21 protein-coding genes are annotated in these 22,451 nt (G+C 65.1%); 11 read left to right on the top strand and 10 right to left on the bottom strand.

Features of this window, described 5'->3' with window-relative positions:
* Positions 1-7 precede the first annotated feature (7 nt).
* Entirely contained in the window at positions 8-1,018 is a 1,011-nt protein-coding gene (locus tag EJB06_RS22315; RefSeq protein WP_229427221.1) for a gamma-glutamyl-gamma-aminobutyrate hydrolase family protein, read from the top strand.
* A 138-nt stretch (positions 1,019-1,156) separates the two neighbouring features.
* Here the strand turns inward: EJB06_RS22315 and EJB06_RS22310 are convergent, their stop codons facing one another.
* The 5 genes from EJB06_RS22310 to EJB06_RS22290 all read right to left on the bottom strand — a co-directional run bounded on the left by EJB06_RS22310 (position 1,157) and on the right by EJB06_RS22290 (position 6,217).
* Entirely contained in the window at positions 1,157-2,278 is a 1,122-nt protein-coding gene (locus EJB06_RS22310) for a YbdK family carboxylate-amine ligase (protein WP_126076231.1), read from the bottom strand.
* Position 2,279: 1 nt separating this feature from the next.
* Positions 2,280-3,455 (bottom strand): cation:proton antiporter, encoded by a 1,176-nt coding sequence (locus EJB06_RS22305; RefSeq protein ID WP_126076230.1) that lies wholly within the window; start codon positions 3,453-3,455, stop codon positions 2,280-2,282.
* A 128-nt stretch (positions 3,456-3,583) separates the two neighbouring features.
* Entirely contained in the window at positions 3,584-4,753 is a 1,170-nt protein-coding gene (locus EJB06_RS22300; RefSeq protein ID WP_126076229.1) for a vWA domain-containing protein, read from the bottom strand.
* 1 nt (position 4,754) lies between these two features.
* Positions 4,755-5,351, bottom strand: a complete 597-nt coding sequence (locus EJB06_RS22295; RefSeq protein ID WP_126076228.1) for a GNAT family N-acetyltransferase — start codon at positions 5,349-5,351, stop codon at positions 4,755-4,757.
* Positions 5,351-6,217 carry an AAA family ATPase gene (locus EJB06_RS22290; RefSeq protein WP_126076227.1) on the bottom strand — a complete coding sequence of 289 codons (867 nt, stop codon included), beginning with the start codon at positions 6,215-6,217 and terminating at the stop codon, positions 5,351-5,353. The genes EJB06_RS22295 and EJB06_RS22290 overlap by 1 nt, the downstream gene beginning before the upstream one ends.
* Positions 6,218-6,393: 176 nt before the next feature.
* On the opposite strand from EJB06_RS22290, the gene EJB06_RS22285 reads away from it, so the two are divergent.
* From EJB06_RS22285 to EJB06_RS22265, 5 genes are all read left to right on the top strand, one after another.
* Positions 6,394-6,714, top strand: a complete 321-nt coding sequence (locus EJB06_RS22285; RefSeq protein WP_126076226.1) for a c-type cytochrome — start codon at positions 6,394-6,396, stop codon at positions 6,712-6,714.
* A gap of 10 nt (positions 6,715-6,724) precedes the next feature.
* Positions 6,725-7,066, top strand: coding sequence for a c-type cytochrome (locus EJB06_RS22280; protein ID WP_126076225.1), 342 nt, complete (start codon positions 6,725-6,727; stop codon positions 7,064-7,066).
* A gap of 96 nt (positions 7,067-7,162) precedes the next feature.
* Complete coding sequence (locus EJB06_RS22275) at positions 7,163-8,683, top strand: SulP family inorganic anion transporter (protein ID WP_126076224.1); 1,521 nt, start codon at positions 7,163-7,165, stop codon at positions 8,681-8,683.
* A gap of 8 nt (positions 8,684-8,691) precedes the next feature.
* A complete protein-coding gene (locus EJB06_RS22270; RefSeq protein WP_126076223.1) occupies positions 8,692-9,828 on the top strand; it encodes a helix-turn-helix domain-containing protein in 1,137 nt (378 codons plus the stop codon).
* A 50-nt stretch (positions 9,829-9,878) separates the two neighbouring features.
* Positions 9,879-11,354: an amidohydrolase family protein gene (locus EJB06_RS22265; RefSeq protein WP_126076222.1), complete on the top strand. Its 1,476-nt coding sequence runs from the start codon at positions 9,879-9,881 to the stop codon at positions 11,352-11,354.
* Between the two features lie 10 nt (positions 11,355-11,364).
* Here the strand turns inward: EJB06_RS22265 and EJB06_RS22260 are convergent, their stop codons facing one another.
* The 3 genes from EJB06_RS22260 to EJB06_RS22250 all read right to left on the bottom strand — a co-directional run bounded on the left by EJB06_RS22260 (position 11,365) and on the right by EJB06_RS22250 (position 14,097).
* Complete coding sequence (locus EJB06_RS22260; RefSeq protein ID WP_126076221.1) at positions 11,365-11,790, bottom strand: DUF1841 family protein; 426 nt, start codon at positions 11,788-11,790, stop codon at positions 11,365-11,367.
* Between the two features lie 77 nt (positions 11,791-11,867).
* Positions 11,868-13,394 (bottom strand): retroviral-like aspartic protease family protein, encoded by a 1,527-nt coding sequence (locus EJB06_RS22255; protein WP_126076220.1) that lies wholly within the window; start codon positions 13,392-13,394, stop codon positions 11,868-11,870.
* 94 nt (positions 13,395-13,488) lie between these two features.
* Positions 13,489-14,097 carry an RNA pyrophosphohydrolase gene (locus EJB06_RS22250; RefSeq protein ID WP_126076219.1) on the bottom strand — a complete coding sequence of 203 codons (609 nt, stop codon included), beginning with the start codon at positions 14,095-14,097 and terminating at the stop codon, positions 13,489-13,491.
* A 204-nt stretch (positions 14,098-14,301) separates the two neighbouring features.
* Between EJB06_RS22250 and EJB06_RS22245 the strand changes: the two genes are divergently transcribed.
* The 5 genes from EJB06_RS22245 (at position 14,302) to EJB06_RS22225 (ending at position 20,205) form a co-directional block, all read left to right on the top strand.
* Positions 14,302-16,035, top strand: coding sequence for a proline--tRNA ligase (locus EJB06_RS22245; protein ID WP_126076218.1), 1,734 nt, complete (start codon positions 14,302-14,304; stop codon positions 16,033-16,035).
* An 11-nt stretch (positions 16,036-16,046) separates the two neighbouring features.
* Entirely contained in the window at positions 16,047-16,652 is a 606-nt protein-coding gene (locus tag EJB06_RS22240) for a lytic transglycosylase domain-containing protein (RefSeq protein WP_126076381.1), read from the top strand.
* A 328-nt stretch (positions 16,653-16,980) separates the two neighbouring features.
* The gene (locus EJB06_RS32660; protein ID WP_229427220.1) at positions 16,981-17,121 is read left to right on the top strand and encodes a hypothetical protein; all 141 of its coding nucleotides are present in this window, start codon (positions 16,981-16,983) and stop codon (positions 17,119-17,121) included.
* Between the two features lie 213 nt (positions 17,122-17,334).
* Entirely contained in the window at positions 17,335-18,774 is a 1,440-nt protein-coding gene (locus tag EJB06_RS22230; RefSeq protein WP_126076217.1) for an alkaline phosphatase, read from the top strand.
* A 39-nt stretch (positions 18,775-18,813) separates the two neighbouring features.
* Entirely contained in the window at positions 18,814-20,205 is a 1,392-nt protein-coding gene (locus tag EJB06_RS22225) for an alkaline phosphatase (RefSeq protein WP_126076216.1), read from the top strand.
* A gap of 92 nt (positions 20,206-20,297) precedes the next feature.
* On the opposite strand, the gene EJB06_RS22220 is transcribed toward EJB06_RS22225, so the two are convergent.
* Both EJB06_RS22220 and ffh read right to left on the bottom strand, forming a co-directional pair.
* Entirely contained in the window at positions 20,298-20,711 is a 414-nt protein-coding gene (locus EJB06_RS22220; protein WP_099875175.1) for an SWIB/MDM2 domain-containing protein, read from the bottom strand.
* Between the two features lie 214 nt (positions 20,712-20,925).
* A complete protein-coding gene (gene ffh, locus EJB06_RS22215; protein WP_126076215.1) occupies positions 20,926-22,296 on the bottom strand; it encodes a signal recognition particle protein in 1,371 nt (456 codons plus the stop codon).
* Between the last annotated feature and the right edge of the window lie 155 nt (positions 22,297-22,451).

The following is a 22,451-nucleotide window of genomic DNA, read 5'->3' as shown; positions in this document are numbered from 1 at the left end:
TTAAGGCATGCCCGATACCGACAAGCCACTGCTGCCAGCCGCCGTACCCGATTCCGTCCCGGCGCCCGCGCCCGCGCAGGACACCGACAGCGGCGTTCACGCCCCGCGCGTTCCCGACCGCCGCGCCGCCGACGCCCTGCCGCGCTACCAGAAAGATACCGACACGCCGCTGGCGCTGGCGCGCCGCGTGCTCGCATCGCGCTGGCGCAACCTGCGCGACAGGATCGGCCGCGACTTCATGCGGCGCACCCTGCGCATCGGCGTCTCGGCGCGGATTTTTCATCCCGAGCCCGGCTCGACGGGGCTGCGCAGCAAAAACCTGCAGTACCTGGAAGAGTCGATCGCGCAGTGGGTCATGTCGCGCGACGTGCTGGTGTTCATGATCCCGACGGTCAATACCAACGGGCTGCTCCATCCGAGTAACATCACTCTGCGCCACTATGCGCGCCATCTGGACGGGCTGGTGCTGCAGGGCGGGGCCGACGTGTCGCCGCAGACGTATTCGGAATCGCCGACCCGGCCCGAGTGGAGCGGCGACCGCGCGCGCGATGTGTACGAGCTCGAACTGCTGCACGAATTCGTCGATGCGGGCAAGCCGGTGCTGGGGATCTGCCGCGGGTGCCAGCTGATCAACGTGGCCTTCGGCGGGACCTTGTACCAGGACGTGGCGACCAATGTGCCGGCCGCGCACGCGCACGTGCACAGCGACTACGACGCGCACCGGCACAAGGTGATTTTTCCGTCCGGCTCGTCCCTGGGACGCATGTTCCCCGATGTGCGGCGGCCGATCGTGAACTCGATTCACCACCAGGCGGTGAAGGATCTGGGACGCGATATCCTGGTCGAGGCCATGTCGGATCCGGACGGGATCATCGAGGCGATCCGCTATCAACGGGCCAATTTTGTGATGGGATTGCAGTGGCACCCGGAGTTTCACCGGGCCGGCGGGGTCGATCTGCTCGATTGCACGCCGATTCTCGATGAGTTCTTGCGCGCTGCGCGCGAGACGCGCCTGTAGCTGATATTACGTCGTTCCCGCGCCAAGGCGGCCCTTGGCGGGAACCCAAGTCGGCTCGCTGGCAACATAACAAACTTGGGTTCCCGCCTTCGCGGGAACGACGGGACGAGCGCGGACAACGTTGAAGGACAACGGGACCTAGCGTTTCCCCCGGAAGCGCCGGATCGCCGCATTGACCATCCCCTCGGCGCTGCCCTGTTCCTCGTACTGCCTTCTCAAGTACGTCGCATCGCTCGCTTCCTGCGCCGCCGTCGACAAATGCCTCAAGGCCCCCAGACTGCCCAGCGCCTCGCCATGCGGCTCCATCTTGCGCAGGGTCGTCAGGATATCCTCGCGCAGCGACATGGTCTCGTAGGTTTTCGGATGGGTGATCGCCCCGTCCAGCCCGAAGCGGCAGGCCTGGAAGCGGTTGAAGTTATACACAAGATAGTCGTCTTCCACCGGCGGCTCCTCGCGCCGCTCCAGCAAATGCCGGCACAGCGCCTGCAGATACCCGGCCAGCGCCGCCGCCCGTTCCACCGTCAGCGGCGTGTCGCATACGCGCAGTTCGATGGTGCCGTATTCCGGCTTGGGCCGCACATCCCAGTAAAAATCCTTCATGCTCTTGATGATGCCGGTGCCTTCCATCTTCGCAAAGTACACGTTCGCGAATTCGTCCCAGCTCAGGGTGAAGGGGGCGCGTCCGCTCATCGGAAACGCAAACACCGAATTGAGGCGCGCCGAATCGAACAGGCTGTCGTGCCCCTGCACGAAGGGCGACGAGGCCGACAGCGCGATAAAGTGCGGGATATACCGGTTCAGCGAATGCAGCAGGAACATCGCATCGTCGCCCGAGGCGCAGCCGATGTGCACGTGCTGCCCGAACACCGTGAACTGCTTGGCCAGGTAGCCGTACAGGGACGAGAGTTCCTGGAAGCGCTGCTTCGGATAGATCTTCTGCTCCGACCAGTGCTGGAACGGATGGGTGCCGCCGCCGCACAAGCCGATATTGAGGCGGTCGCCCGCCGCCACCAGGATGTCGCGGATTTCCAGCAGCTCGGCCAGCAGCGGCAGGTGGCTCGAATGCACGCTCGAATTAATCTCGATCATGCTCTCGGCGATTTCGGGCGTCACATTGCCGGGGAACGGCTTTTGCGCCAGCAGGTGCAGCAGGTCGGGACTGGCGGCATTGAGGTTGAAGTCGGACAGGCTGACCAACTGCAGCTCCAGTTCCACGCCAAAGGTCAGTGCCTTGGAATTGGCAAACGGTTCAAGCGCCATCTCAGGCCTCCGTGGTTTCGCGGGCCCAGATCAGGGCGCGCTGGATGATAATGGGGCCGAATACTTCGAGCAGCATGGTGACCGCCGCCATCGAGCGCAGTTCCTGGATGTCGATGCCGCGCAGGCGCGCATGCTCGAGCAGCAGGATCACGAACACCGACACCGGCGCCAGCGCCAGTCCGGTCAGGGCGCCCTTGCGCCACGAAATGCCGGACAGCTGCGAGAACACCGTCACGCCCAGGGTCTTGGTGGCCAGGCGCACGATCACCACCGTCACCGCCAGGGCGCCGCCGGCGAGCACTTCGCGCCATTCCAGGGTCGAGGCGGCGTACACGAACAGCAGCACGGTGAGCAGTTCGCCGAGCGCGCCGAAATTGCGCTGCGCCTGGCTGAAGGCCACGCGCCGGTGGCGCGCCGTCAGGCCGAAGGCAAGGGTGGCCACCACCGGCGACAGGTTCATGGTGTAGGTGATCGAGACCAGCAGGATCACGGCCAGCGCGAAGGCGACCGTGGCGTCCTGCGACAGGTTGCCCAGGTGGCGCAGCAGCGCCGGCACCACCACCCCGAACACGGCGCCGACCACGCCCGAGATCAGCAGCGCAACCAGGCTGCTGATGGTGGCGTCGCCGATGTCCGCCGAGCTGTGGAAGATCCAGAAGCCGACGATGACGTTAAAGGTAAACACCGACAGCACGCAGTTGATCGCCGACAGGTGCAGCACGCGTTCGGTCACCTGGCCGGAGCTGCGCTGTTCGTTAATGATGCGCACCACCGTGGCCGGCGAGGTGGACATGGCGAGCGAGGCGAGCATCAGCGCGGTCATGGTGCTCACGCCGAACCACAGGGCGACGAAATAGACTGCCACAAAGGTGCCCAGCGCTTCGACCAGCGCGGCCATGGTGAACCAGGGATTGGTGCGCAGCCAGCGCAGGTTGATGCGGTAGCCGAGTTCGAACAGGATCAGGCCGAAGGCCACGTCGGCCATCAGCAGGATGGTCCCGCCGCTGGTCGCCGGCAGCACGCCGATCTGGGTGCTGGCCAGGGCGAAACCGACAATGCCGTAGAAGCTGATGCGCGGCAGGCCGGTCCAGCGCTTGCCGAATTCTCCGGCCATCCACGCGATGCAGATCGCGAAGGGCCAGGAGAGATTGGTGAGGATCGTCAGCAGATCGGGCATGGTTTCCTTTCGTTCCACCGGTCGATGGGTGCGCCAAGATTCTACAAGACGCGCCAGCGCGCACGATTCAGCATCGCGAGAAATGTTAGCCAAAGCACAATCATGCGCTTTGGGTCGCACCGGGCCTGCTATTTGCTCAGGGTGCGCATGGCGCGCTCCAGGCCCTCGATCGTCAGCGGGAACATGCGGTTGCCCATGATCTGGCGGATCACGGAAATCGACTGGCGGTACTGCCACACGCCTTCCGGCTCGGGATTGAGCCAGGCGAATTTGGGGAAGGCATTGCAAAAGCGCGCCAGCCACGCGGCGCCGGCTTCTTCGTTGTTGTATTCGACCGAGCCGCCCGGCTGCAGCACTTCGTAGGGGCTCATGGTGGCGTCGCCGACGAAAATGAGCTTGGTGTCGGCCGGGTACTTGCGCAGGATGTCCCAGGTCGGAAAGCGCTCGGCGTTGCGGCGCCGGTTGTTCTTCCACAGGTAGTCGTAGACGCAGTTATGGAAGTAGAAGAACTCCATGTTCTTGAATTCGGTCTTCGCCGCCGAGAACAGTTCTTCGGTGCGTTCGATATGGTCGTCCATCGAGCCGCCCACGTCTAACAACATCAATACCTTCACCTTGTTGCGGCGCTCGGGCCGCATCTTGATGTCGAGGAAGCCGGCGTTGCTGGCGGTGGCGTGGATGGTGGCGTCGAGCGCCAGTTCGTCCTCGGCGCCTTCGCGCGCGAACTTGCGCAGGCGGCGCAGCGCGACCTTGATGTTGCGCGTGCCCAGTTCGCGTTCGGCGTCGTAGTCGCGGTAGGCGCGCTGCTCCCACACCTTGACCGCGGTGCGGTTGCCGCCCTTGCCGCCGATGCGCACGCCCTCCGGATTGGTGCCGCCGTTCCCGAACGGCGAGGTGCCGCCGGTGCCGATCCACTTGCTGCCGCCTTCGTGGCGCTCTTTCTGTTCCTTGAGCAGTTCGTTGAGCCGGTCCATCAGCTTGTCGTAGCCGAATTTTTCGAGCTGGCGTTTCTGTTCGTCCGACAGTTCGCGCTTCATGCGCTTGAGCAGCCAGTCGAGCGGGATGGCGGCGTTGCTGTCGAAGGCGGCGTTGATGCCCTTGAAGTACTGGGCAAAGGCGCGGTCGAACTTGTCGTAGTGCGCTTCGTCCTTGACCAGGGTGAGGCGCGATACATAATAGAAGTCGTCCATCGAGGCGCCGACCACCTCGCGCTCCATCGCTTCGAGGAGCGTGAGGAACTCCTTGATCGTGACCGGGATCTTGGCGTCCTTGAGCGTAAAGAAGAAGTCGATCAGCACCTTATGTCCCCCCCGCCCCCGCGCGTTGCAGCTGGTAGTGCAAGTGCGACTTGATTTCGGGCCATTCGCCGCGCACGATGCTGTACATGACGGTGTCGCGCACGGTGCCGTCGCGGCGCAGGGCGCTGTGGCGGATCACGCCATCCTTTCTGGCGCCCAGGCGCTCGATGGCGGCCTGCGAGGCGTGGTTGAAGTTATCGGTGCGCAGGCCGACCACGGCGCAGCCGAGCGTGTCGAAGGCGTGCGAGAGCAGCAGCAGCTTGCAGCTGGTATTGACGTGGCTGCGCTGGCGGCTCTTGGCATACCAGGTCCAGCCGATTTCCAGGCGGTCGACCTTGGGCAGGATGTCGTGGTAGCTGGTCGAACCCATGACGCGCCCGCTGGAGACGTCGATGACGGCGAAGGCCAGCCGGTCGGGCATCTCCAGCGCGTGGCGGATGTACTGCTCCACATCCTGCGGTTCCGGCACCGAGGTGACGCGGATGTTCCACAGTTCGCCGTCGCTGGCGGCCGCGCGCAGGCCGTCGGCGTGCGCCAGCGACAGCGGCTCCAGGCGGACCCCGTTGAATTCGAGGGTGAGGGCGTCGACCTGGATCATCAGCGGTTGGTCCGCGACATATAGACAAGGCGCTCGAACAGGTGCACGTCCTGTTCGTTTTTCAGCAGGGCGCCGTGCAGCGGCGGCACGATGGCCTTGGCGTCGCCGCTGCGCAGCGCTTCGGCCGGGATGTCTTCGGCCAGCAGCAGCTTGAGCCAGTCGAGGAATTCGGAGGTCGACGGCTTTTTCTTCAGGCCCGGCACGTCGCGCACTTCGTAGAAGCTTTGCAGCGCCTGCGCCAGCAGGTCCTGTTTCAAGGTCGGGTAGTGCACCTTGACGATCTGCTCCATCGTGTCCTTGTCCGGGAATTTGATGTAATGGAAGAAGCAGCGGCGCAGGAAGGCGTCCGGCAGCTCTTTTTCGTTGTTGGAGGTGATGATCACCAGCGGGCGGTGCTTGGCCACGACCATCTCGCGCGTCTCGTAGACGTAGAACTCCATGCGGTCGAGTTCGCGCAGCAGGTCGTTGGGGAACTCGATGTCGGCCTTGTCGATCTCGTCGATCAGGAGCACCACCGGTTCCGGCGCGGTGAAAGCCTGCCACAGCACGCCCTTGACGATGTAGTTGTGGATGTCGCGCACGCGCTCGTCGCCGAGCTGGGAGTCGCGCAGACGCGACACCGCGTCGTACTCGTACAGGCCTTGCTGGGCCTTGGTGGTGGACTTGATATGCCACTGCATCAGCGGCATGTCCAGGGCTGCCGCGACTTCCTCGGCCAGCATGGTCTTGCCGGTGCCCGGCTCGCCCTTGATCAGCAAGGGACGCTGCAAGGTGAGGGCGGCGTTGACCGCCAGTTTCAGATCGGCGGTGGCGACGTAACTGTCCGAACCCTGGAAGCGGTGCGCCTGCGAAGTCGATGCGTGCATGTGCGTGTGTGGTCAAAAGTGGAATTATTTGGAGTATATGCCAGAACCGGAAGGGCGGCACTGCAACACCGTGAAAGTGGACGGGTCCGGTCGATTCGGTTAAACTCTCAGGTTGATAGTGCAAAACATAATAATTTTGCACGTGCGATACCCGATTATCACTTACCCTCGCCACCATGAAAAAACTCATCGCACTCCTCGTGCTCGCCTGCGTCGCGAACGTGTCCGCCGCAGCGGACATCGTTGGAAACGCCAAGGCTGCCAAAGTTGAACAATGTATCGGCTGCCACGGCATCCCCGGTTACAAAGCGACTTTCCCCGAAGTCTATCCGGTGCCGATGATTGGCGGCCAGTCGGCAAAGTACATCGAAAATGCGTTGAATGCCTATAAAAAGGGCGACCGCAAGCACCCGTCGATGCGCGGCGTGGCCGGCAGCATGACCGACCAGGACATCGCCGATGTCGCTGCCTACTACTCGCAGCAAGTGAAGAAATAAGGACAGAGCCATGAAAAAACTGATGATCGCCCTGTTCTGCGGCGCTGTATCCCTGAGCGCGACCGCCGGCGGCAATATCGCCAACGGTGAAGCCCTGGCCAAGAAATACAACTGCGCGTCCTGCCACGGCGCCGACTACACCAAGTCGATCGACCCGAGCTACCCCAAGCTGGCCGGCCAGCACGCCGCCTACCTGGAACACGCGCTGATCGCCTACAAGCGCGGCGAAGGTCCGAACGGCCGTAACAACGCCATCATGAGCGGCCAGGCCAAGCCGCTGTCCAACAAGGACATCGCCGACCTCGCAGCCTATCTGCACAGCCTTCCTTCGGCCCTGGTCCTGCAGCGCTAAGCAGCACGCGCCGGCCGTACCCCAAGCGCCTTCCACCTTCTCCTTGCCGGGAAGGGGAGGGCGTTTTGTATTTGTACCCCGCTCACGGAGACGCGTTTGCAGTCCCTCTCGCCCGACTACCTCAAATCGAACCTGCTCAGCGGCCTGACCGTGGCGCTGGCCATGGTGCCGGAGGCGATCGCCTTTGCGCTGGTGGCGCACGTGTCGCCGCTGACCGGCCTGTACGCCGCCTTCATGGTGTCGCTGATTACCTCGGCCATCGGCGGGCGGCCGGGCATGATTTCCGGCGCTACCGGCGCGCTGGCGGTGGTGATGGTGGCGCTGGTGGTCTCGCACGGGGTGGAATACCTGTTCGCCACGGTGGTGCTGATGGGACTGTTGCAGCTGCTGTTCGCCGCCGCCCGGCTGGGTAAATTCATCCGCATGGTGCCGTATCCGGTCATGCTCGGCTTTGTGAACGGACTTGCGATGGTGATCTTCATGGCGCAGTTCGGGCACTTCAAGGCGGCCGGCGCCGACGGCGCGCAGCACTGGATGACGGGCGCGCCGCTGTATACGATGCTCGGCCTGGCGGCGCTGACCATGGCCGTGATCTACCTGCTGCCGCGCGTGACCCGTGCCTTCCCCTCCACCCTGGCCGGGATCCTGCTGGTGTCGGTGCTGGTGGCCACGCTCGGCATCGATACCAGGACCGTGGGCGACCTGGCCTCGATCAAGGGCGGGCTGCCGGCCTTTCACCTGCCCGAGGTCGCGCTGGACTGGGCCACCCTGCGCATCATTTTCCCGTATGCGCTGGTGCTGGCGGCGGTCGGGCTGATCGAGTCGCTGCTGACGCTCACCCTGATCGACGACATCACCGACACGCGCGGCCAGCCGAACCGCGAAAGCATGGCGCAGGGCGTGGCGAATGTGGTGACGGGCCTGTTCGGCGGCATGGGCGGCTGCGCCATGATCGGCCAGAGCATGATCAATGTGAACAACGGCGCCACCGGGCGCCTGTCGGGCATCGCCACGGCCGTGTTCCTGCTCTCGTTCATCCTGTTCGCGTCCGCATGGATCGAGCGCATTCCGCTGGCCGCCCTGATCGGCGTGATGTTCGTGGTGTGCCAGAAGACCTTCGCCTGGGGCAGTTTTCGCCTGTTCGGCAAGGTGCCGCGCGCCGATATCGCGGTCGGCCTGCTGGTCGCCGTCGTCACCCTGGTCTTCGACCTGGCGATTGCGGTGGTGGCCGGGGTGATCGTGTCGGCGCTGGCGTTCGCGTGGGAACACGCCAAGCGGATCCGGGTGAGCGTGCACCTCAACCCGCAGGGCGCGCGCGTCTACGAGCTGGAAGGCACGCTGTTTTTCGCCTCGGTGGCCCAGTTCAACCAGCTGTTCGCGCCGAAGGACGACCCGCAGGACGTGGTGGTCGACTTTGCCCGTGCGCGCGTGGTCGACCATTCGGCGATCCAGGCCATCGACGCGCTGGCGCTGCGCTACCGCCAGGCCGGCAAGCAGCTGCACCTGCGCCACCTGAGCCCCGACTGCCGCGAGCTGCTGGAAAACGCGCGCGACATGATCGAGGTGAACCTGGCCGAGGATCCGCGCTACCGCATCGCCGACGACAAGCTGGCCTGAGCCGCACGATGCAGAACGCGCTCTCCCTGCTTCTGCTGCTGGCGATGGGACAGGGCGTGTTCCTGGCGATTGCGCTGCTGGCGGCGCGCCAGGCCGAGCTGCGCGCGGCCAACCGCCTGCTGGCCGGGCTGCTGCTGGGGAGCGTGGCCGTGATCGGGCACGCCTGGCTGGGCATCAACCGCCTGTATGCAAGCTACCCGCACAGCGCCCTGGCGATTGCCCCCATCGGCTTGCTGAGCGGGCCGCTGCTGTATCTATATCTGCGCAGCGCGCTGAGCGAACGGCGCCTGTGCGCGCGCGACTGGCTGCACGGCGCGCCGTTTTTGCTGGCGACGGGCGCCATGCTGCCGTTTTACCTGCAAAGCGCCGAGGCCAAGCTGGCCTGGATGCTGCATCGCCCCGTGCTGCCGTGGTATATCGGGGTGTCGGTGCTGGTCAAGACGCTGGTATTCATCTGCTATGTCGTGGCCAGCTACCGCCTGATCCGGGGCGCCGCCGGCGGTCCGCTGGCCGCCGGGCTGGCCCGGCTCACCCGGATCTGGGTGGTGGGCGCGGCAATCAGCGTGGCCGCCTTCGGCATCGAGTTCGCGGACGTGGCGCTGCCGCTGTCGTCGGATGCCCTGGGCGCCATCGCGCTGGCCTGTTTTGTGTATGCGACCGCCTTCCTGGCGATCCGCCTGCCGCTCGGCTACCGCCCGCAGCTGCCTGCCCCTGCCCCGCCGGCGGCGCCGCGCTACGCCAGCAAGCGCCTGTCGGAACCGGACCGCGCCAGCTTTCTCGATGCACTGACACGGTGCATGGAAGTCGAGCAGGTCTACCGCAACGGCGAACTGACGCTCGACCAACTGGCCGCGCTGCTGGCCATGACGCCGCACGAATTGTCGCAACTGATCAACGACGCCTGCGGCGTCAACCTGCAGGAATACCTGAACCGCTACCGGGTCGACGCGCTCAAGACCGCCTTGCTCGCGCCGGCGCAGGCCGATGCCAGCATCCTCGAGCTGGCGCTTGCCTGTGGCTTTAACAGCAAGTCCACCCTGAACCGGGCATTCAAGAAGCAGACCGGCCTGACCCCCTCCGAATTCCGGCGCGGCGCCGCGAACACAGGTGCCGAATCATCATCCGGGACGACTCTCCCGGGCTAAATCGTGAAAATGGGTCGGTTCGCCCCTTCACTTTCACCCACGGAGATTCGATGAAACCCGCCCTCTTGCCGGCCTTTCTGGCCGCCCTGATGCTGTGCGCCCCGGCCCTTGGCGCCGGCAAAACCTGGATTGCGAACGTCAAGCTGGTCTCGCCCGAAAAGCTCGACCGCATCGAAACGGGCAGTGTGCTGATCGACGGCGGGCGCATCGCCCGGGTCGAGCGCGGCCCGTCCACGGCGGCTCCCCTTGGTGCCACCGTCGTCGACGGCCAGGGCTACTACCTCACCCCCGGCCTGATCGACTCCCATGTGCACCTGCACGTGGTGCCCGGCATGCGCATGGAGCAGGGCGCGTCCGGCGACAGCCTGGCGCGGGCTTACTTTCGCCAGATGCCGCGATCCTTCCTGTATTACGGATTCACCACCGTGATCGACCTGGCGGTGTCGGATTACGGGACCATCGAACGCTTGCGCAAGGAGCCGCTGCATCCGGACGTATTCCACTGCGGCGAGCCGCTGGTGCTGGCCAACGGCTACCCGATGTCCTTCTTCGCGCCCGACAAGCGCTTCCAGAGCTTCGGCAACTACCTGTTCGATCCGGCCATGCCGACCGCCGTGCCGGAGCAGTTTGCGCCTTCGGCCCACACCGTGGCGGCGGGCGTGGCGCGGGTGGCCAGAGCGGGCGGGATCTGCGTGAAGACCCATTTCGAGCGCGGTTTCGGCGCCGAGCGCAACCTGCCGGTGATGAGCAACGCCAAATTCGCCGAAGTGCGGGCCGCCACGTCGCAGGCCGGCAAGGTGCTGGTCACCCACGCCAATTCCTTCGAAGCGCAGTCGTTCGCGGTGGCCGGCGGCGCCGACGTGCTGGCGCACGGCATGTGGCACTGGGGCGCGCTGAACGGGCAGGCCGGCCTGCCGCAGGAGATCAGGACGCTGCTCGACACCATCGTCGAGCGGCGCACCGGCTACCAGCCGACCATGCAGGTGCTGTACGGGCTGCGCGCGTATGTGGAGCCCGATTACCTGAACCATCCGGCGCTGCGCAAGGTGGTGCCGGCCGCGCTGCTGGCCTGGTTTTCGACGCCGCAGGGGCAGTGGTTCAAGCCGGAAGTGACCGATGGCGAAGTCGACGCCGCCGTCCTGCAGGGCATGGAAGCGCCGCTGCGGCGCCAGCGCGCGGTGGTGGCCTACCTGGCCGGGCGCGACGCCAACTTCGTGTTCGGCTCGGACACGCCATCGTCGCCGACCTACGGCAACCTGCCCGGCCTGAACGGCTACCGCGAGATGCGCCAGCTGCACGCGGCCGGGATGTCGCTGGCGCAGCTCTTCAAGGCCGCTACGATCAACAATGCGCGCACCTTCAGGCTCGATGGGGAGCTGGGGACGATCGAAGTGGGCAAGGCCGCCAACCTGCTCCTGATGAAAACCTCGCCGCTGGAGGACATCAGCGCCTACGACAGCGTGGTGACGGTATGGGTGCGCGGGCGCCAGGCGGCGCGCGAGGCGCTGGCCGCCGACGCCAGGTGAACGAAAATCGTCAGGCGCAGCGCGCGCGCACGCACTCGACGTAGGCCACGCTGTCGGGCGGCACGCCGTTGCGCTGCGAGGTCCAGATCATCTGGCCCAGGCATTCCATGATTTCGTGGTGGGCGTCGTGCGCCCCCAGGCGCTGGGTCAGGGCGTTGCAGGCCGCGCGGATGCCGGGCGGCTGGTCGATCGAGACCTGCTCGGCGATCGACAGGTGCATCGACAGGTGCAGGAAGGGATTGGCCTGGCCGCCGTCGACCGAATAATCGCGCGCCAGCGCCGCTTCGGCGTCGGACAGCACGTCGGCGTATTCCGGGTGCTGGACGATCCAGTCGGCCGCGATGGCGTCCATCGGGCTGAGGATTTCGCCGCTGCGCTGCTTGCGGTAGGCTTCGCAGAAAAAACGGCGAACGTCGTCGGAGGAGGGGGTAAACATGGGCGGCGGGACGGGCAAATGAGGTAGGCCACATTGTACCGCCATCGCCGCCCGCCGTCGCCAGCGGCCCGCGCCGGTCAGCTGCGCACGCCCTTGCACGCCTCGCCCAGGCCGTCGAGGGTCTGGCGCGCCAGTGCCGGCTGGTTCATGATGCGCTGCAGGGAAGCGATGTAGGCGCCGGCCTGGCAGGCGCGTGCCGGCGCGCGCGCCGAATCGTCGCGCGCCGCGGCCATCAGGGCGGCGGCGTCGATCCGGCCCAGGTAAAAACCGGCCACCGGCGCCGGCCAGCGCGTCTCGACCAGCGCCGCCAGATCGCGCTTGGCCGCCTCGGGGTCGCCGGCCTGGACCTGGGACAGGAACAGCTCCAGGTGCAAGGTCGCCTGATCGGGTTTGGCGGCGAGGGCGGCGCGCAGGCGCGTCACCGCTTCCTGCGGCCTGGCGGCGTCGCGCAGTTCGCGCGCCATCAGCACCAGCGCCGCCGGATGCTGTTGCGCTACCGCCTTGTCGAGCCAGTCCGCGGCCTCGATCCGGTCCTTGGGCAGGCGCGCCCCATTGTAATAGTCGCGCGCCAGGAGGTACTGGGCATCGGCATTGCCGCCCTCGGCCTCCTTGCGCACCAGCGCCAGGTTGCCGCTGCCCGGCTTGGCGAACACCTCGCCGCCCAGGTAGCTGAGGTAAACGCGGCGCTGGCTGTTGGCGAACAGGACCCGGTGCGCGCGCAGGAAGTCGGTGCCGAGGACGACGTCGATCTGTCCATATTCGCGGCCCAGCGTTTCGCTGATGCTGATGTCGGCATTGCGCACCGTCTCGTCGCCGATGGTGAAGGTCTTGAACACCGCGTTCCAGCGCGCCGCCCTGCCGCCGCCGACACCGACGAAAAAGCCGTTGCGCTTCACTTCCGGCATGTCGGTGGTCACGCCGGCACGGCGCGCCGCGCTCTGGCTGATCGAGCTGGCGCCGGCGCCGGTGTCGAGGATGGCCGAGAGGAACACGCCGTTGACCTGCACGTCCACCTGCGGCGTGGCGGCCTTGCGGCTGCTGCCGGTCATCGGCACCGCCATGGCCTGCGCATCCCAGTACGACAGCAGATTGTCGTCGTTGCAGTTCTCGCTGCGGTGAAAGCGCACCACCTTGTCGGCCAGCGCCACTTCGAGATCGGACTGCATCAGGAAGTCGTTACCGACGATGGCGTCGTACCAGGGCGTGGTGCCCATCTCGCCGAGTACCGGCAGGGTGAGCTTGCCGCCCGCGCTCGGACCGACCGTGAAGTCGTCCATGCTTGCCAGGTACAGCGCGCTGCTGCCGCCCGTGCCCGACACCTTGCGTCCGCCGCCCGAGCGTAGCGCCAGCTTGCGGTTCTCCGCGCCGGCGCGGGTCAGCATGGTCATGAAGGCGCCGGTGTCGAGCAGCATGAGCGCCGGCTTGCCGTTGATCGTCCCCTGCACGGCCGGCTCCAGCGCGGGGCCGTGCAGGGTCACGGGCAGCTCCTGCTGCTCGATGAACTTGCAGCCGGGGGAGGGCGCGGCGGCGGCGGCGGCGGCGGGGGCGGCGGCGCAGAGGGCGCACAGCAGCAAGACGAGACTGGGGGAGCGGAGGAGGGGCATGCGCGGATTGTACGTACAACTTGCATTCATTGCAATGTTGCAAGCGTAGAAACGGCGCCCTGGAGCGCCGTTGGGTGGATCGACATGCCGCCGGCTAGTCCTTGCTCGGGACCAGCACCAGTTGCGGTTCCGGGGCGCAGGGCGGTTCCGGGGCCGGCTGGCGCGGCGCGTGCGGCTGGCGCAGGTAGCGTGCCGTGTGGCGCCGTTCGTGCGTATGGCCGCCGTTGGCCGGCCAGGTCAGGAAGCGCGACAATTCCTGCAGCGCGCGCTGGTACACATCGCGCTTGAACTCGATGACCACATCGAGCGGCACCCAGTAATCGTGCCAGCGCCAGGCGTCGAACTCGGGATGGTCGGTCAGGCGCAGGTTGACATCGTTATCGCGGGCACACATGCGCAGCAGGAACCAGATCTGCTTCTGCCCGCGGTAATGGCCGCGAATTTCGCGCTTGATAAAATGGTCGGGTACTTCATAGCGCAGCCAGTCGCGGGTGCGTCCCACAATCTTGACATGCTCCTGGCGCAGGCCGATTTCTTCCTCCAGTTCGCGATACATTGCCTGTTCCGGTGTCTCACCGTATTTAATGCCCCCTTGCGGGAACTGCCACGAGTGCTCGCGCACCCGCTTGCCCCACCACACCTCGTTATGGGCGTTCAGCAGGATGATGCCGACGTTGGGCCGGAACCCTTCACGGTCGAGCATAGTGCACCTCGAAACTTTCTGCCGGCGCGCGCCTTCTTTACCTATTTACCCACAAATTCTGGTCCCCGCCCGACTTTCGGGGTACGAAAACGGCAGGAACCGCGTCAAACGGGTCCATTTGTATAAGATTTGGACGCATCAGCCAGCTAATCCTTTAAAATTAGGTTGATTATAACCCTCTCTTTTTAAAAAGAATTCACCGATATGCGTGCCTCCCGTTTTTTTATTTCAACTTTAAAAGATGCACCTTCCGACGCTGAAATCGTCAGTCACCAGCTGATGATGCGCGCAGGAATGATCAAGCGCCTCGGCTCCGGTATCTACACCTACATGCCGACTGGCTTGCGCGTGATCCGCAAGGTCGAAGCGATCATCCGTGAAGAAATGAACAAGGCGGGCGCCATCGAAATGCTGATGCCGCTCGTGCAACCGGCCGAGCTGTGGCAGGAAACCGGGCGCTGGGAAAAGATGGGTCCGGAACTGATGCGCGTGAAAGACCGCCACGGCCGCGAGTTCGCGATCCAGCCGACCTCCGAGGAAGTCATCACCGACGTGGTGCGCTCCGAGATCAAGTCGTACCGCCAGCTGCCGCTCAATTTTTATCACATCCAGACCAAGTTCCGCGACGAGCGCCGCCCGCGTTTCGGCCTGATGCGCGGCCGCGAATTCACCATGAAGGACGCCTACTCCTTCGACCGCGACGAAGCGAGCATGAAGGTCTCGTACAAGATCATGTACGACGCCTACACCGCGATCTTCAACCGTTTCGGCCTGAAATTCCGCGCGGTGGCGGCCGATAACGGCGCCATCGGCGGCTCCGGCTCGCACGAATTCCACGTCATCGCCAGCACCGGCGAAGACGCCATCGTCTACTGCCCGAGCTCGGACTACGCGGCCAACATGGAAGCGGCCGAAGCGCTGCCGCTGGCCGCCGCGCGCGCCGCCGCGACGGCGCCCCTGGCCAAGACCGCCACTCCTGGCGCGACCAAATGCGAGAGCGTCGCCGAGATGCTCAAGCTGCCGCTGGCGCAGACCGTCAAGACCATCGCCCTGACGGTGGAAAAGGACGTCGACGGCAAGCAGGTGCTGGAAAACTGGATGCTGCTGCTGCGCGGCGACCATGAACTGAATGAGATCAAGGTCGGCAAGGTCGCCGGCCTGGCCGGCCACCGCTTCGCCACCGAAGCCGAAATACTGGCCTGCTACGGCAGCGTTCCAGGCTACCTGGGGCCGATCGGCACCAGGCTGCCGGTCACCATCGTGGCCGACCGCACGGTCGCCAACATGGCCGATTTCGTCTGCGGCGCGAATGAAGAAGGCTACCACTACACGGGCGCCAACTGGGTGCGCGACCTGCCCGAAGCCATCGTTGCCGACCTGCGCAACGTGGTCGAAGGCGACGCCTCGCCGGACGGCAAAGGGGTGCTGGCGATCGAGCGCGGCATCGAAGTGGGCCACGTGTTCCAGCTCGGGACCAGCTACTCCGAGAGCATGAAAGCGACTTTCCTCGACGAAAACGGCAAGCCGGCGCCGCTGCAGATGGGCTGCTACGGCATTGGCGTCACGCGCATCCTGGGCGCGGCGATCGAACAGAATTTCGACGACAAGGGCATCATCTGGCCGGCCGCGATCGCGCCGTTCGAAGTGGTCCTGTGCCCGATGGGGATGGACCGCAGCGAGATGGTCAAGACCGAAGTCGAAAGCCTGTACGCGGCCCTGCAGGGCGCTGGCGTGGACGTCATCGTCGACGACCGCGGCCTGCGTCCGGGCGCCATGTTCGCCGACTGGGAACTGATCGGCGTGCCGCACCGCGTGGTGATCGGCGAGCGTGGCCTGAAGGAAGGCAACCTCGAATACCAGGGCCGGCGCGATAGCGAAGCGACTGCCGTACCGCTGGCCGGCATGGTCGAGTTCATCAAAGGCAAATTGAGCCAGTGAGCGCGTCGTTCATGGTGAATGGGCTGGCGCAGGCGGTACTGGCGGCCGGCCTGCTCTGGTCCTGGGCCGCGTGGGCCGGCAACCAGAAAGAGGAGGCCATGGCCGACTCGGTGCGGGTGGCGCTGTCGAACGCGATCAAGGACACGCGCCCGCCGCAGCCGGTGTTTCGCGACGAGGCGGCGCGGGTGCGCTACCAGCAATGGCTGACGGCCATGTCGGACCGGCTCAAGCGCAAGCTGCCGGACGACCAGGTGCGGCTCGAATTCCTGCAATCGGTCTGGTACGAATCGAACCGTGCCGGGCTCGATACGGGGATGGTGCTGGGGCTGATCCAGGTCGAATCGGCGTACCGCAAGTATGCTGTCTCGATGGTGGGAGCGCGCGGCTACATGCAAGTGATGCCGTTCTGGACGAATGTGATCGGCGACAGCGACCGCAGCAAGCTGTTCCACATGCAGACGAATCTGCGCTACGGCTGTTCGATCTTGCGCATGTACCTCGACATCGAAAACGGCAACCTGTACCTCGCGCTGGGCCGCTACAACGGCAGCCGCGGCAAACCCGCCTACCCCAACGCGGTGCTCGCCGCCTGGGAAAAATGGAAATTTCCTACCTAAAAACCCAGCCCCCGCCTACAACCGGGGTCAGAGCTCTGACTCGAAACATTTCCCATCCCCACAACCGGGGTCCAACCGGGGTCAGAGCTTTAAACTGCAACTTTTTCGCCCGATGGCGCGCCATTGACAAGGAATACCTCATCGTGAGCTGTCGCCGTCGTTGCAGCCCCATCTGGGGTATCTGTGTTGCGAGCAGCGAGCGCCGGTGCAAAACGACCTGGCATCGCCGCTTCCATACCCGCGAGCGCCAGGCGCTGGCCAGCGCTTCGCCCGCGCTCCTGGCATCCCACCTGCCTGTGCTGGAGCGCGAGCTCAGTGACACGTGGCCATGCAGAAGGACGGCCATTCCTGCCATCGACTGAAAGAGCAGGCGTTCTGGGCGGAGCTGATCGCCGAGCGCGAGGGGCGAATCCCGGAGGAACGCGCCTCGCTCAAAAAACGCCTGCTGCACAAGTGGATGGGTAAATGACAAGCGCGTTTCCTGCTGATGCACGGGAAAAATTGCGCATCCTAGCTCAGACTTCTATTGTGAGCAGGCGGAAAAATTTCTAATGAAAGCTCTGACCCCGGTTGTAGGAGGTTTGAGGCCCGGTGTCGGCGTTTTGGCGAAATGTTGCAAGTTAAAGCTCTGACCCCGGTTGGGTGTAGACTGCGTTTTTTCTCAGAGCTCACGAAAGTGCACATGCGATTGACTCTTCTTGCCGCAGCGTCCGCGCTGGCGGTCTTGGCGGGATGCGCCAGCGTCCAGCCGCCGTCCCAGGCCCTCACCCACACCCACGCGCCAGCCAAGAATATCCTCTTCTTCCTCGGCGATGGCATGGGCATCAATACCCTGACCGCCGCCCGCATCTATGCCGTCGGCGAGGACGGCGAGCTGACCCTCGATACCCTGCCCGAATCGGCTTTCGTCAAGACCTTTTCCAACGACGCCCAGGTCACCGACAGCGCCGCCTCCATGTCGGCCTATATGACCGGGGTGAAGGTGAATAACAATGTGCTGTCGATGAGTACCGATACGGCGGCCATCGCGCCCGCCGCCGACGCCGCCGGCAACAGGCTGGCCGGCCGCTGCGCCACCGGCCGCCCGGTCGCCACCCTGGCCGAACTGGCCAAGCGGCGCGGCATGTCGGTCGGCGTGGTCACCACCACCCGCGTCACCGATGCCACGCCGGGCGCGGTGTTCGCGCACGTGTGCCATCGCGCCATGGAGAACGATATCGCCGCCGCCCTCGTGCCTGGCGGCGCCGGCTACAACCAGGCCCTCGGTGCGCGCGGCATCGATGTGCTGCTGGGCGGCGGCAGCGCCTATTTCAGCGCCACCACCAAGGGCGGCAAGCGCGCCGACGGGCGCGACCTGCTGGCCGAACTGGCCGCGCAGGGCGTGCGCACGGTGGCCGACAGCGCCCAGCTGAACGCCGTCGATACCCACTCCGCCCAGCCCCTGGTCGGCCTGTTCGCCCCGCACGACCTGGCCTTCGATTCGATGCGCGATGCGGCCAGGGAACCGTCCCTGCCCGAGATGGCCGGCAAGGCGATCGGCATCCTGGCGAATAATCCGAAGGGCTTTTTCCTGGTGGTCGAGGGCGGCATGATCGACCTGGCGCTGCATAACTCGAACGCGCGCCGCGCCTTGCAGGAAACGGTCGTCTTCGACAATACCCTGAAGGCGGCCATCGCGCAGATGCGCGCCATCGATCCGGACCTGAAGAACACCCTGATCGTGGCCACCGCCGACCACGATCATGCGCTGCTCCTGAACGGCTACGCGCGCCGCACCGGCAAGACCACGCCCACCGAGCCGGGCGTGCTGGGCCTGATGCGCCGGGTCGATAACAACGAGATCAAGCTCGATGCCGATGGCGCGCCTTTTACCATCATCGGTTTCGGCAATGGCGAACACCGCGTGCAGGGCAGCCGCGGCGCCGTGCCGCACCTGACCAGCGCCCAGGTCAGCGCCGACGATTACCGCCAGGAGGCGGTGGTGCGCACCGAACCCGGTTACGAGACCCACAGCGGCACCGATGTGTACCTGGGCGCGATCGGCGCCGGCGCCGGGCGCTTCGGCGGCACCATCGACAACACCCGCGTATTCGAATTGATCAAGGCGGCCGCCGGCTGGTAAGCGCGTCCCCCTTGTAACGTCACCATAATGAGACCTGCCATGACGCCATCCCGTTTCCCCTCGCTCCTGCTGGCCGCTTCGTGCGCGCTGGCGCCGTCGTTCGCCTTCGGCGCGCCGCAGCCGGCCGCCAAAAACATCATCTTCTTCCTCGGCGACGGCATGGGCCCGACCACCATCACCGCCGCGCGCATCCATCGCTACAAGGAAGAGGGCTTGCTGCACTTCGAGCGCATGCCGCATTCGGCGCGCATCAAGACCTATTCGAACGATGCCCAGACCACCGACAGCGCGCCGTCGATGGGTTCCTACATGACCGGCATCAAGATCAATAACGATGTGATCTCGATGGCCGACGCCAAGCCCTTCGGTCCCAAGCCGGATGCCAACGGCAACGCCAGCGTCGATGCCTGTCCGGCCGGGAACGGGCGCGCGGCGCCCACCATCCTGGAACTGGCCAAGGCGGCCGGCAAGTCGGTGGGCTCGATCACGACCACCGAGCTGACCCACGCCACGCCGGCGTCGACCTTCTCGCATGTGTGCGACCGCGACATGGCTTACCAGATCGCGGCGCAGGTGGTGCCGGGCGGCGCCGGCTACAATCCGGCCCTGAAGGACGGCGTCGATGTGCTGATGGGCGGCGGGCGCAATCATTTCACGCCGTTCGAGCCGGCGCGCAATCCGAAGGGCCGGGCCGACGGGCGCGACCTGATGGCCGAACTGGCGGCGCAGGGCTACACGGTGGCGGCCAATGCCGAGCAGATGCGGGCCGCGCCGGTGGGCAAGAAATTCGTCGGCATCTACAGCGATGTCAGCCACCTCGATTACGCGCTGGCGCGCCGCCCAGGCCAGCCGGCCCTGGCGCAGATGACGGCCAAGGCGATCGACCTGCTGGCGCCCAATCCGACAGGCTTTTTCCTGATGGTCGAAGGCGGCAAGATCGATCATGCGCTGCACGACACCAATGTGAAGAACGCGCTGGCCGAGACGGTCGACTTCGACGACGCCATCAAGACGGCGCTCGACAAGATGGAAGCGCTCGATCCGGGCCTGCGCAATACGCTGCTGGTGGTCACCGCCGACCACGATCACACGATCGTGATGAACGGTTACGCCAGGCGCGGCAATCCGATCCTCGATATCGTGCGCAATGTGGACGATGGCCAGCCGGCGCGCGATGCCGACGGCAAGACGTATACCGCGCTGGTGTTCGGCAACGGCCCGAACCGCCCGGAGCGGCGCGCCGACGTCGACAGCGCACAAGCCCTGGCCGACAACTATCACCAGGAAACCGGGGTGCGCCTCAAGGGCGAGACCCATGGCGGCGGCGACGTGAAGCTGTTCGCCACCGGCGCCGGCGCCGGGGTGTTCAAGGGAACGATGGAAAACACCAGGGTGTTCCACCTGATGAAGGCGGCCTTCGGCCTGCCTTAAGTACGGGTACGCTCAAGGCACCCATCAACAAAAAGCCCCGTTCGCGAGAACGGGGCTTTTTGTAAATCCGGCTTGGACAGGCGAACTGTTTTTTATTTCAGATGGTCGGAAATGAGTTTGGTCATTTCGAACATCGAGACTTGGGCTTTGCCGCCGAATACGGCTTTGAGCTTGTCGTCGGCATTGATCATGCGGCGGTTGGCCGCGTCTTGCAGATCGAGCTTCTTGATGTAGTCCCAGACTTTCTTGGTCACTTCGGTGCGTGGCAGCGGCGTTGCGCCAACCACGGCTGCCAGGACGGCGGACGGCGTCATCGCCTTCATGAAGGCGGCGTTCGGCTTGCGTGGGGCTGCTGCAGGTTTTTTTGCGGCTGCTGCTTTTGGTGCTGCCGCAGCTTTTGCTGGAGCGGCTTTCTTCGCTGCTGCCGGCTTTGCCGCTGCGGCTGGCTTAGCTGCGGCGGCCTTTTTTGCTGGCGCTGCTGCTGGGGTTTTTTTGGCTGTTGCCATCTTCAAGCCTCCTTAACGAACACATGGGAAATTGCGCAATTCATCGCACGGCTTATATTGGTGGGGATTTACCGATGACGCAAGTGTTTTTCAAGAATTTTTCGGCGTTTTCATAGGGAAAAGGCAGAACTACGGCCCGCGAAGGCGTATTTTAGCGGCGCGCCCATTATTCGGGGCATTGTCCCCGCGCTTTGGCGCGGGGACAGGGGGCCGCCTAGCGCATCCCGCCCGGCATCATGCCCTTCATCGAGCGCATCATTTTCATCATGCCGCCGCCTTTGAATTTCTTCATCATGGCTTGCATCTGGTCGTACTGGGCCAGCATGCGGTTCACTTCCTGCACCTGCACGCCGGCGCCGGCGGCGATGCGGCGCTTGCGCGTGGCCTTGATCAGTTCCGGCTTGGCGCGTTCGGCCGGCGTCATCGAGTCGATGATGCCGACCATGCGCCGTACCTGCTTGTCGGCCTGGTCCATGTTGGCGCCGCCGGCCGCCTGCTGGAATTGCGCGGGCAGTTTGTCGATCAGGCTGGACATGCCGCCCATTTTTTTCATCTGGCCCAGCTGCGACTTGAAGTCGTTCATGTCGAAGCGCCCGCCGACCTTGATCTTGTTGGCCAGGTCGGCCGCGGCCTTGCTGTCGACGCCCTTGCGCGCTTCTTCGACCAGCGCCAGGATGTCGCCCATGCCGAGGATGCGGTTGGCCATGCGCTGGGCGTCGAAGGCTTCCAGGCCGTCCAGTTTTTCGGACACGCCGGCAAACTTGATCGGTTTGCCGGTGATGTGGCGCACCGACAGCGCCGCGCCGCCGCGCGAGTCGCCGTCGAGCTTGGTGAGCACGATGCCGGTCAGCGGCAGCGCGTCGTTGAAGGCCTTGGCGGTGTTGATCGCGTCCTGGCCCAGCATGGCGTCGACCACGAACAGGGTTTCGATCGGGTTGACCGCCGCGTGCACGGCGGAGATTTCTTTCATCATCGCTTCGTCGATGCCCAGGCGGCCGGCGGTGTCGATGATCAGGACGTCGTGGTAGTGCTTTTTGGCCCAGTCGAGCGCGGCCAGGGCGATGTCGACCGGCTTGTCGCTGGCGGACGAGGGGAAGAAGTCGGCGCCGACCTGCTTGGTCACCGATTCGAGCTGGGCGATCGCGGCCGGACGGTAGACGTCGGCCGAGACGGTCAGGACCTTCTTCTTTTTCTCATCCTTGAGGTATTTGGCGAGCTTGCCGGTGGTGGTGGTTTTACCGACACCCTGCAGGCCGGCCATCAGGATGATCGCCGGCGGCTGCTGCGCGAAGCTCAGCTGCGACGCTTCGGGGCCGAGGTCGGCGCCCATCAGCGCGCCCAGCTCGCGCTGGACCACGCCGACCAGGGCCTGGCCCGGGCTGAGCGAGGCCAGCACTTCTTCGCCGAGCGCCTTTTCCTTGACCCGGCCGATAAACTCGCGCACGGCGGGCAGGGCCACGTCGGCTTCGAGCAGGGCCAGGCGCACTTCGCGCAGCATCTCGGCGGTATTCGATTCGGTCAGACGCGCCTCACCGCGCATGGTCTTGACGACCTTGGCAAGGCGTTGGGTTAAGTTATCTAGCATGGCAGACCTGACTAATATATATAGGCGATGCCGGCGAGTGCCGGTTGTGGCGCCATTTTACCCTATGTTACAAGCAAAAAAGACCGGCGCCAGGCCGGTCTTCACGGGGCTGCACAGGCACCGGATTACGGCAGCGCCACCCTGAGGATCGCGTT

Origin of the sequence: Massilia atriviolacea (assembly GCF_003953935.1) — a bacterium.
Lineage (GTDB): Bacteria > Pseudomonadota > Gammaproteobacteria > Burkholderiales > Burkholderiaceae_D > Telluria_A > Telluria_A atriviolacea.
The sequence above is the reverse complement of the archived record's forward strand: the minus strand, read 5'-3'. Positions and strand labels throughout refer to the sequence as shown.

What these genes read in the sequence shown, in the direction of transcription:
- EJB06_RS22315 (WP_229427221.1), top strand. Translation starts at nt 8, where the DNA reads ATGCCCGATACCGACAAGCCACTGCTGCCAGCCGCCGTACCCGATTCC.
- EJB06_RS22310 (WP_126076231.1), bottom strand. Translation starts at nt 2,278, where the DNA reads ATGGCGCTTGAACCGTTTGCCAATTCCAAGGCACTGACCTTTGGCGTG.
- EJB06_RS22305 (WP_126076230.1), bottom strand. Translation starts at nt 3,455, where the DNA reads ATGCCCGATCTGCTGACGATCCTCACCAATCTCTCCTGGCCCTTCGCG.
- EJB06_RS22295 (WP_126076228.1), bottom strand. Translation starts at nt 5,351, where the DNA reads ATGATCCAGGTCGACGCCCTCACCCTCGAATTCAACGGGGTCCGCCTG.
- EJB06_RS22290 (WP_126076227.1), bottom strand. Translation starts at nt 6,217, where the DNA reads ATGCACGCATCGACTTCGCAGGCGCACCGCTTCCAGGGTTCGGACAGT.
- EJB06_RS22285 (WP_126076226.1), top strand. Translation starts at nt 6,394, where the DNA reads ATGAAAAAACTCATCGCACTCCTCGTGCTCGCCTGCGTCGCGAACGTG.
- EJB06_RS22280 (WP_126076225.1), top strand. Translation starts at nt 6,725, where the DNA reads ATGAAAAAACTGATGATCGCCCTGTTCTGCGGCGCTGTATCCCTGAGC.
- EJB06_RS22270 (WP_126076223.1), top strand. Translation starts at nt 8,692, where the DNA reads ATGCAGAACGCGCTCTCCCTGCTTCTGCTGCTGGCGATGGGACAGGGC.
- EJB06_RS22265 (WP_126076222.1), top strand. Translation starts at nt 9,879, where the DNA reads ATGAAACCCGCCCTCTTGCCGGCCTTTCTGGCCGCCCTGATGCTGTGC.
- EJB06_RS22260 (WP_126076221.1), bottom strand. Translation starts at nt 11,790, where the DNA reads ATGTTTACCCCCTCCTCCGACGACGTTCGCCGTTTTTTCTGCGAAGCC.
- EJB06_RS22255 (WP_126076220.1), bottom strand. Translation starts at nt 13,394, where the DNA reads ATGCCCCTCCTCCGCTCCCCCAGTCTCGTCTTGCTGCTGTGCGCCCTC.
- EJB06_RS22250 (WP_126076219.1), bottom strand. Translation starts at nt 14,097, where the DNA reads ATGCTCGACCGTGAAGGGTTCCGGCCCAACGTCGGCATCATCCTGCTG.
- EJB06_RS22245 (WP_126076218.1), top strand. Translation starts at nt 14,302, where the DNA reads ATGCGTGCCTCCCGTTTTTTTATTTCAACTTTAAAAGATGCACCTTCC.
- EJB06_RS22240 (WP_126076381.1), top strand. Translation starts at nt 16,047, where the DNA reads ATGGTGAATGGGCTGGCGCAGGCGGTACTGGCGGCCGGCCTGCTCTGG.
- EJB06_RS32660 (WP_229427220.1), top strand. Translation starts at nt 16,981, where the DNA reads ATGCAGAAGGACGGCCATTCCTGCCATCGACTGAAAGAGCAGGCGTTC.
- EJB06_RS22230 (WP_126076217.1), top strand. Translation starts at nt 17,335, where the DNA reads ATGCGATTGACTCTTCTTGCCGCAGCGTCCGCGCTGGCGGTCTTGGCG.
- EJB06_RS22225 (WP_126076216.1), top strand. Translation starts at nt 18,814, where the DNA reads ATGACGCCATCCCGTTTCCCCTCGCTCCTGCTGGCCGCTTCGTGCGCG.
- EJB06_RS22220 (WP_099875175.1), bottom strand. Translation starts at nt 20,711, where the DNA reads ATGGCAACAGCCAAAAAAACCCCAGCAGCAGCGCCAGCAAAAAAGGCC.
- ffh (WP_126076215.1), bottom strand. Translation starts at nt 22,296, where the DNA reads ATGCTAGATAACTTAACCCAACGCCTTGCCAAGGTCGTCAAGACCATG.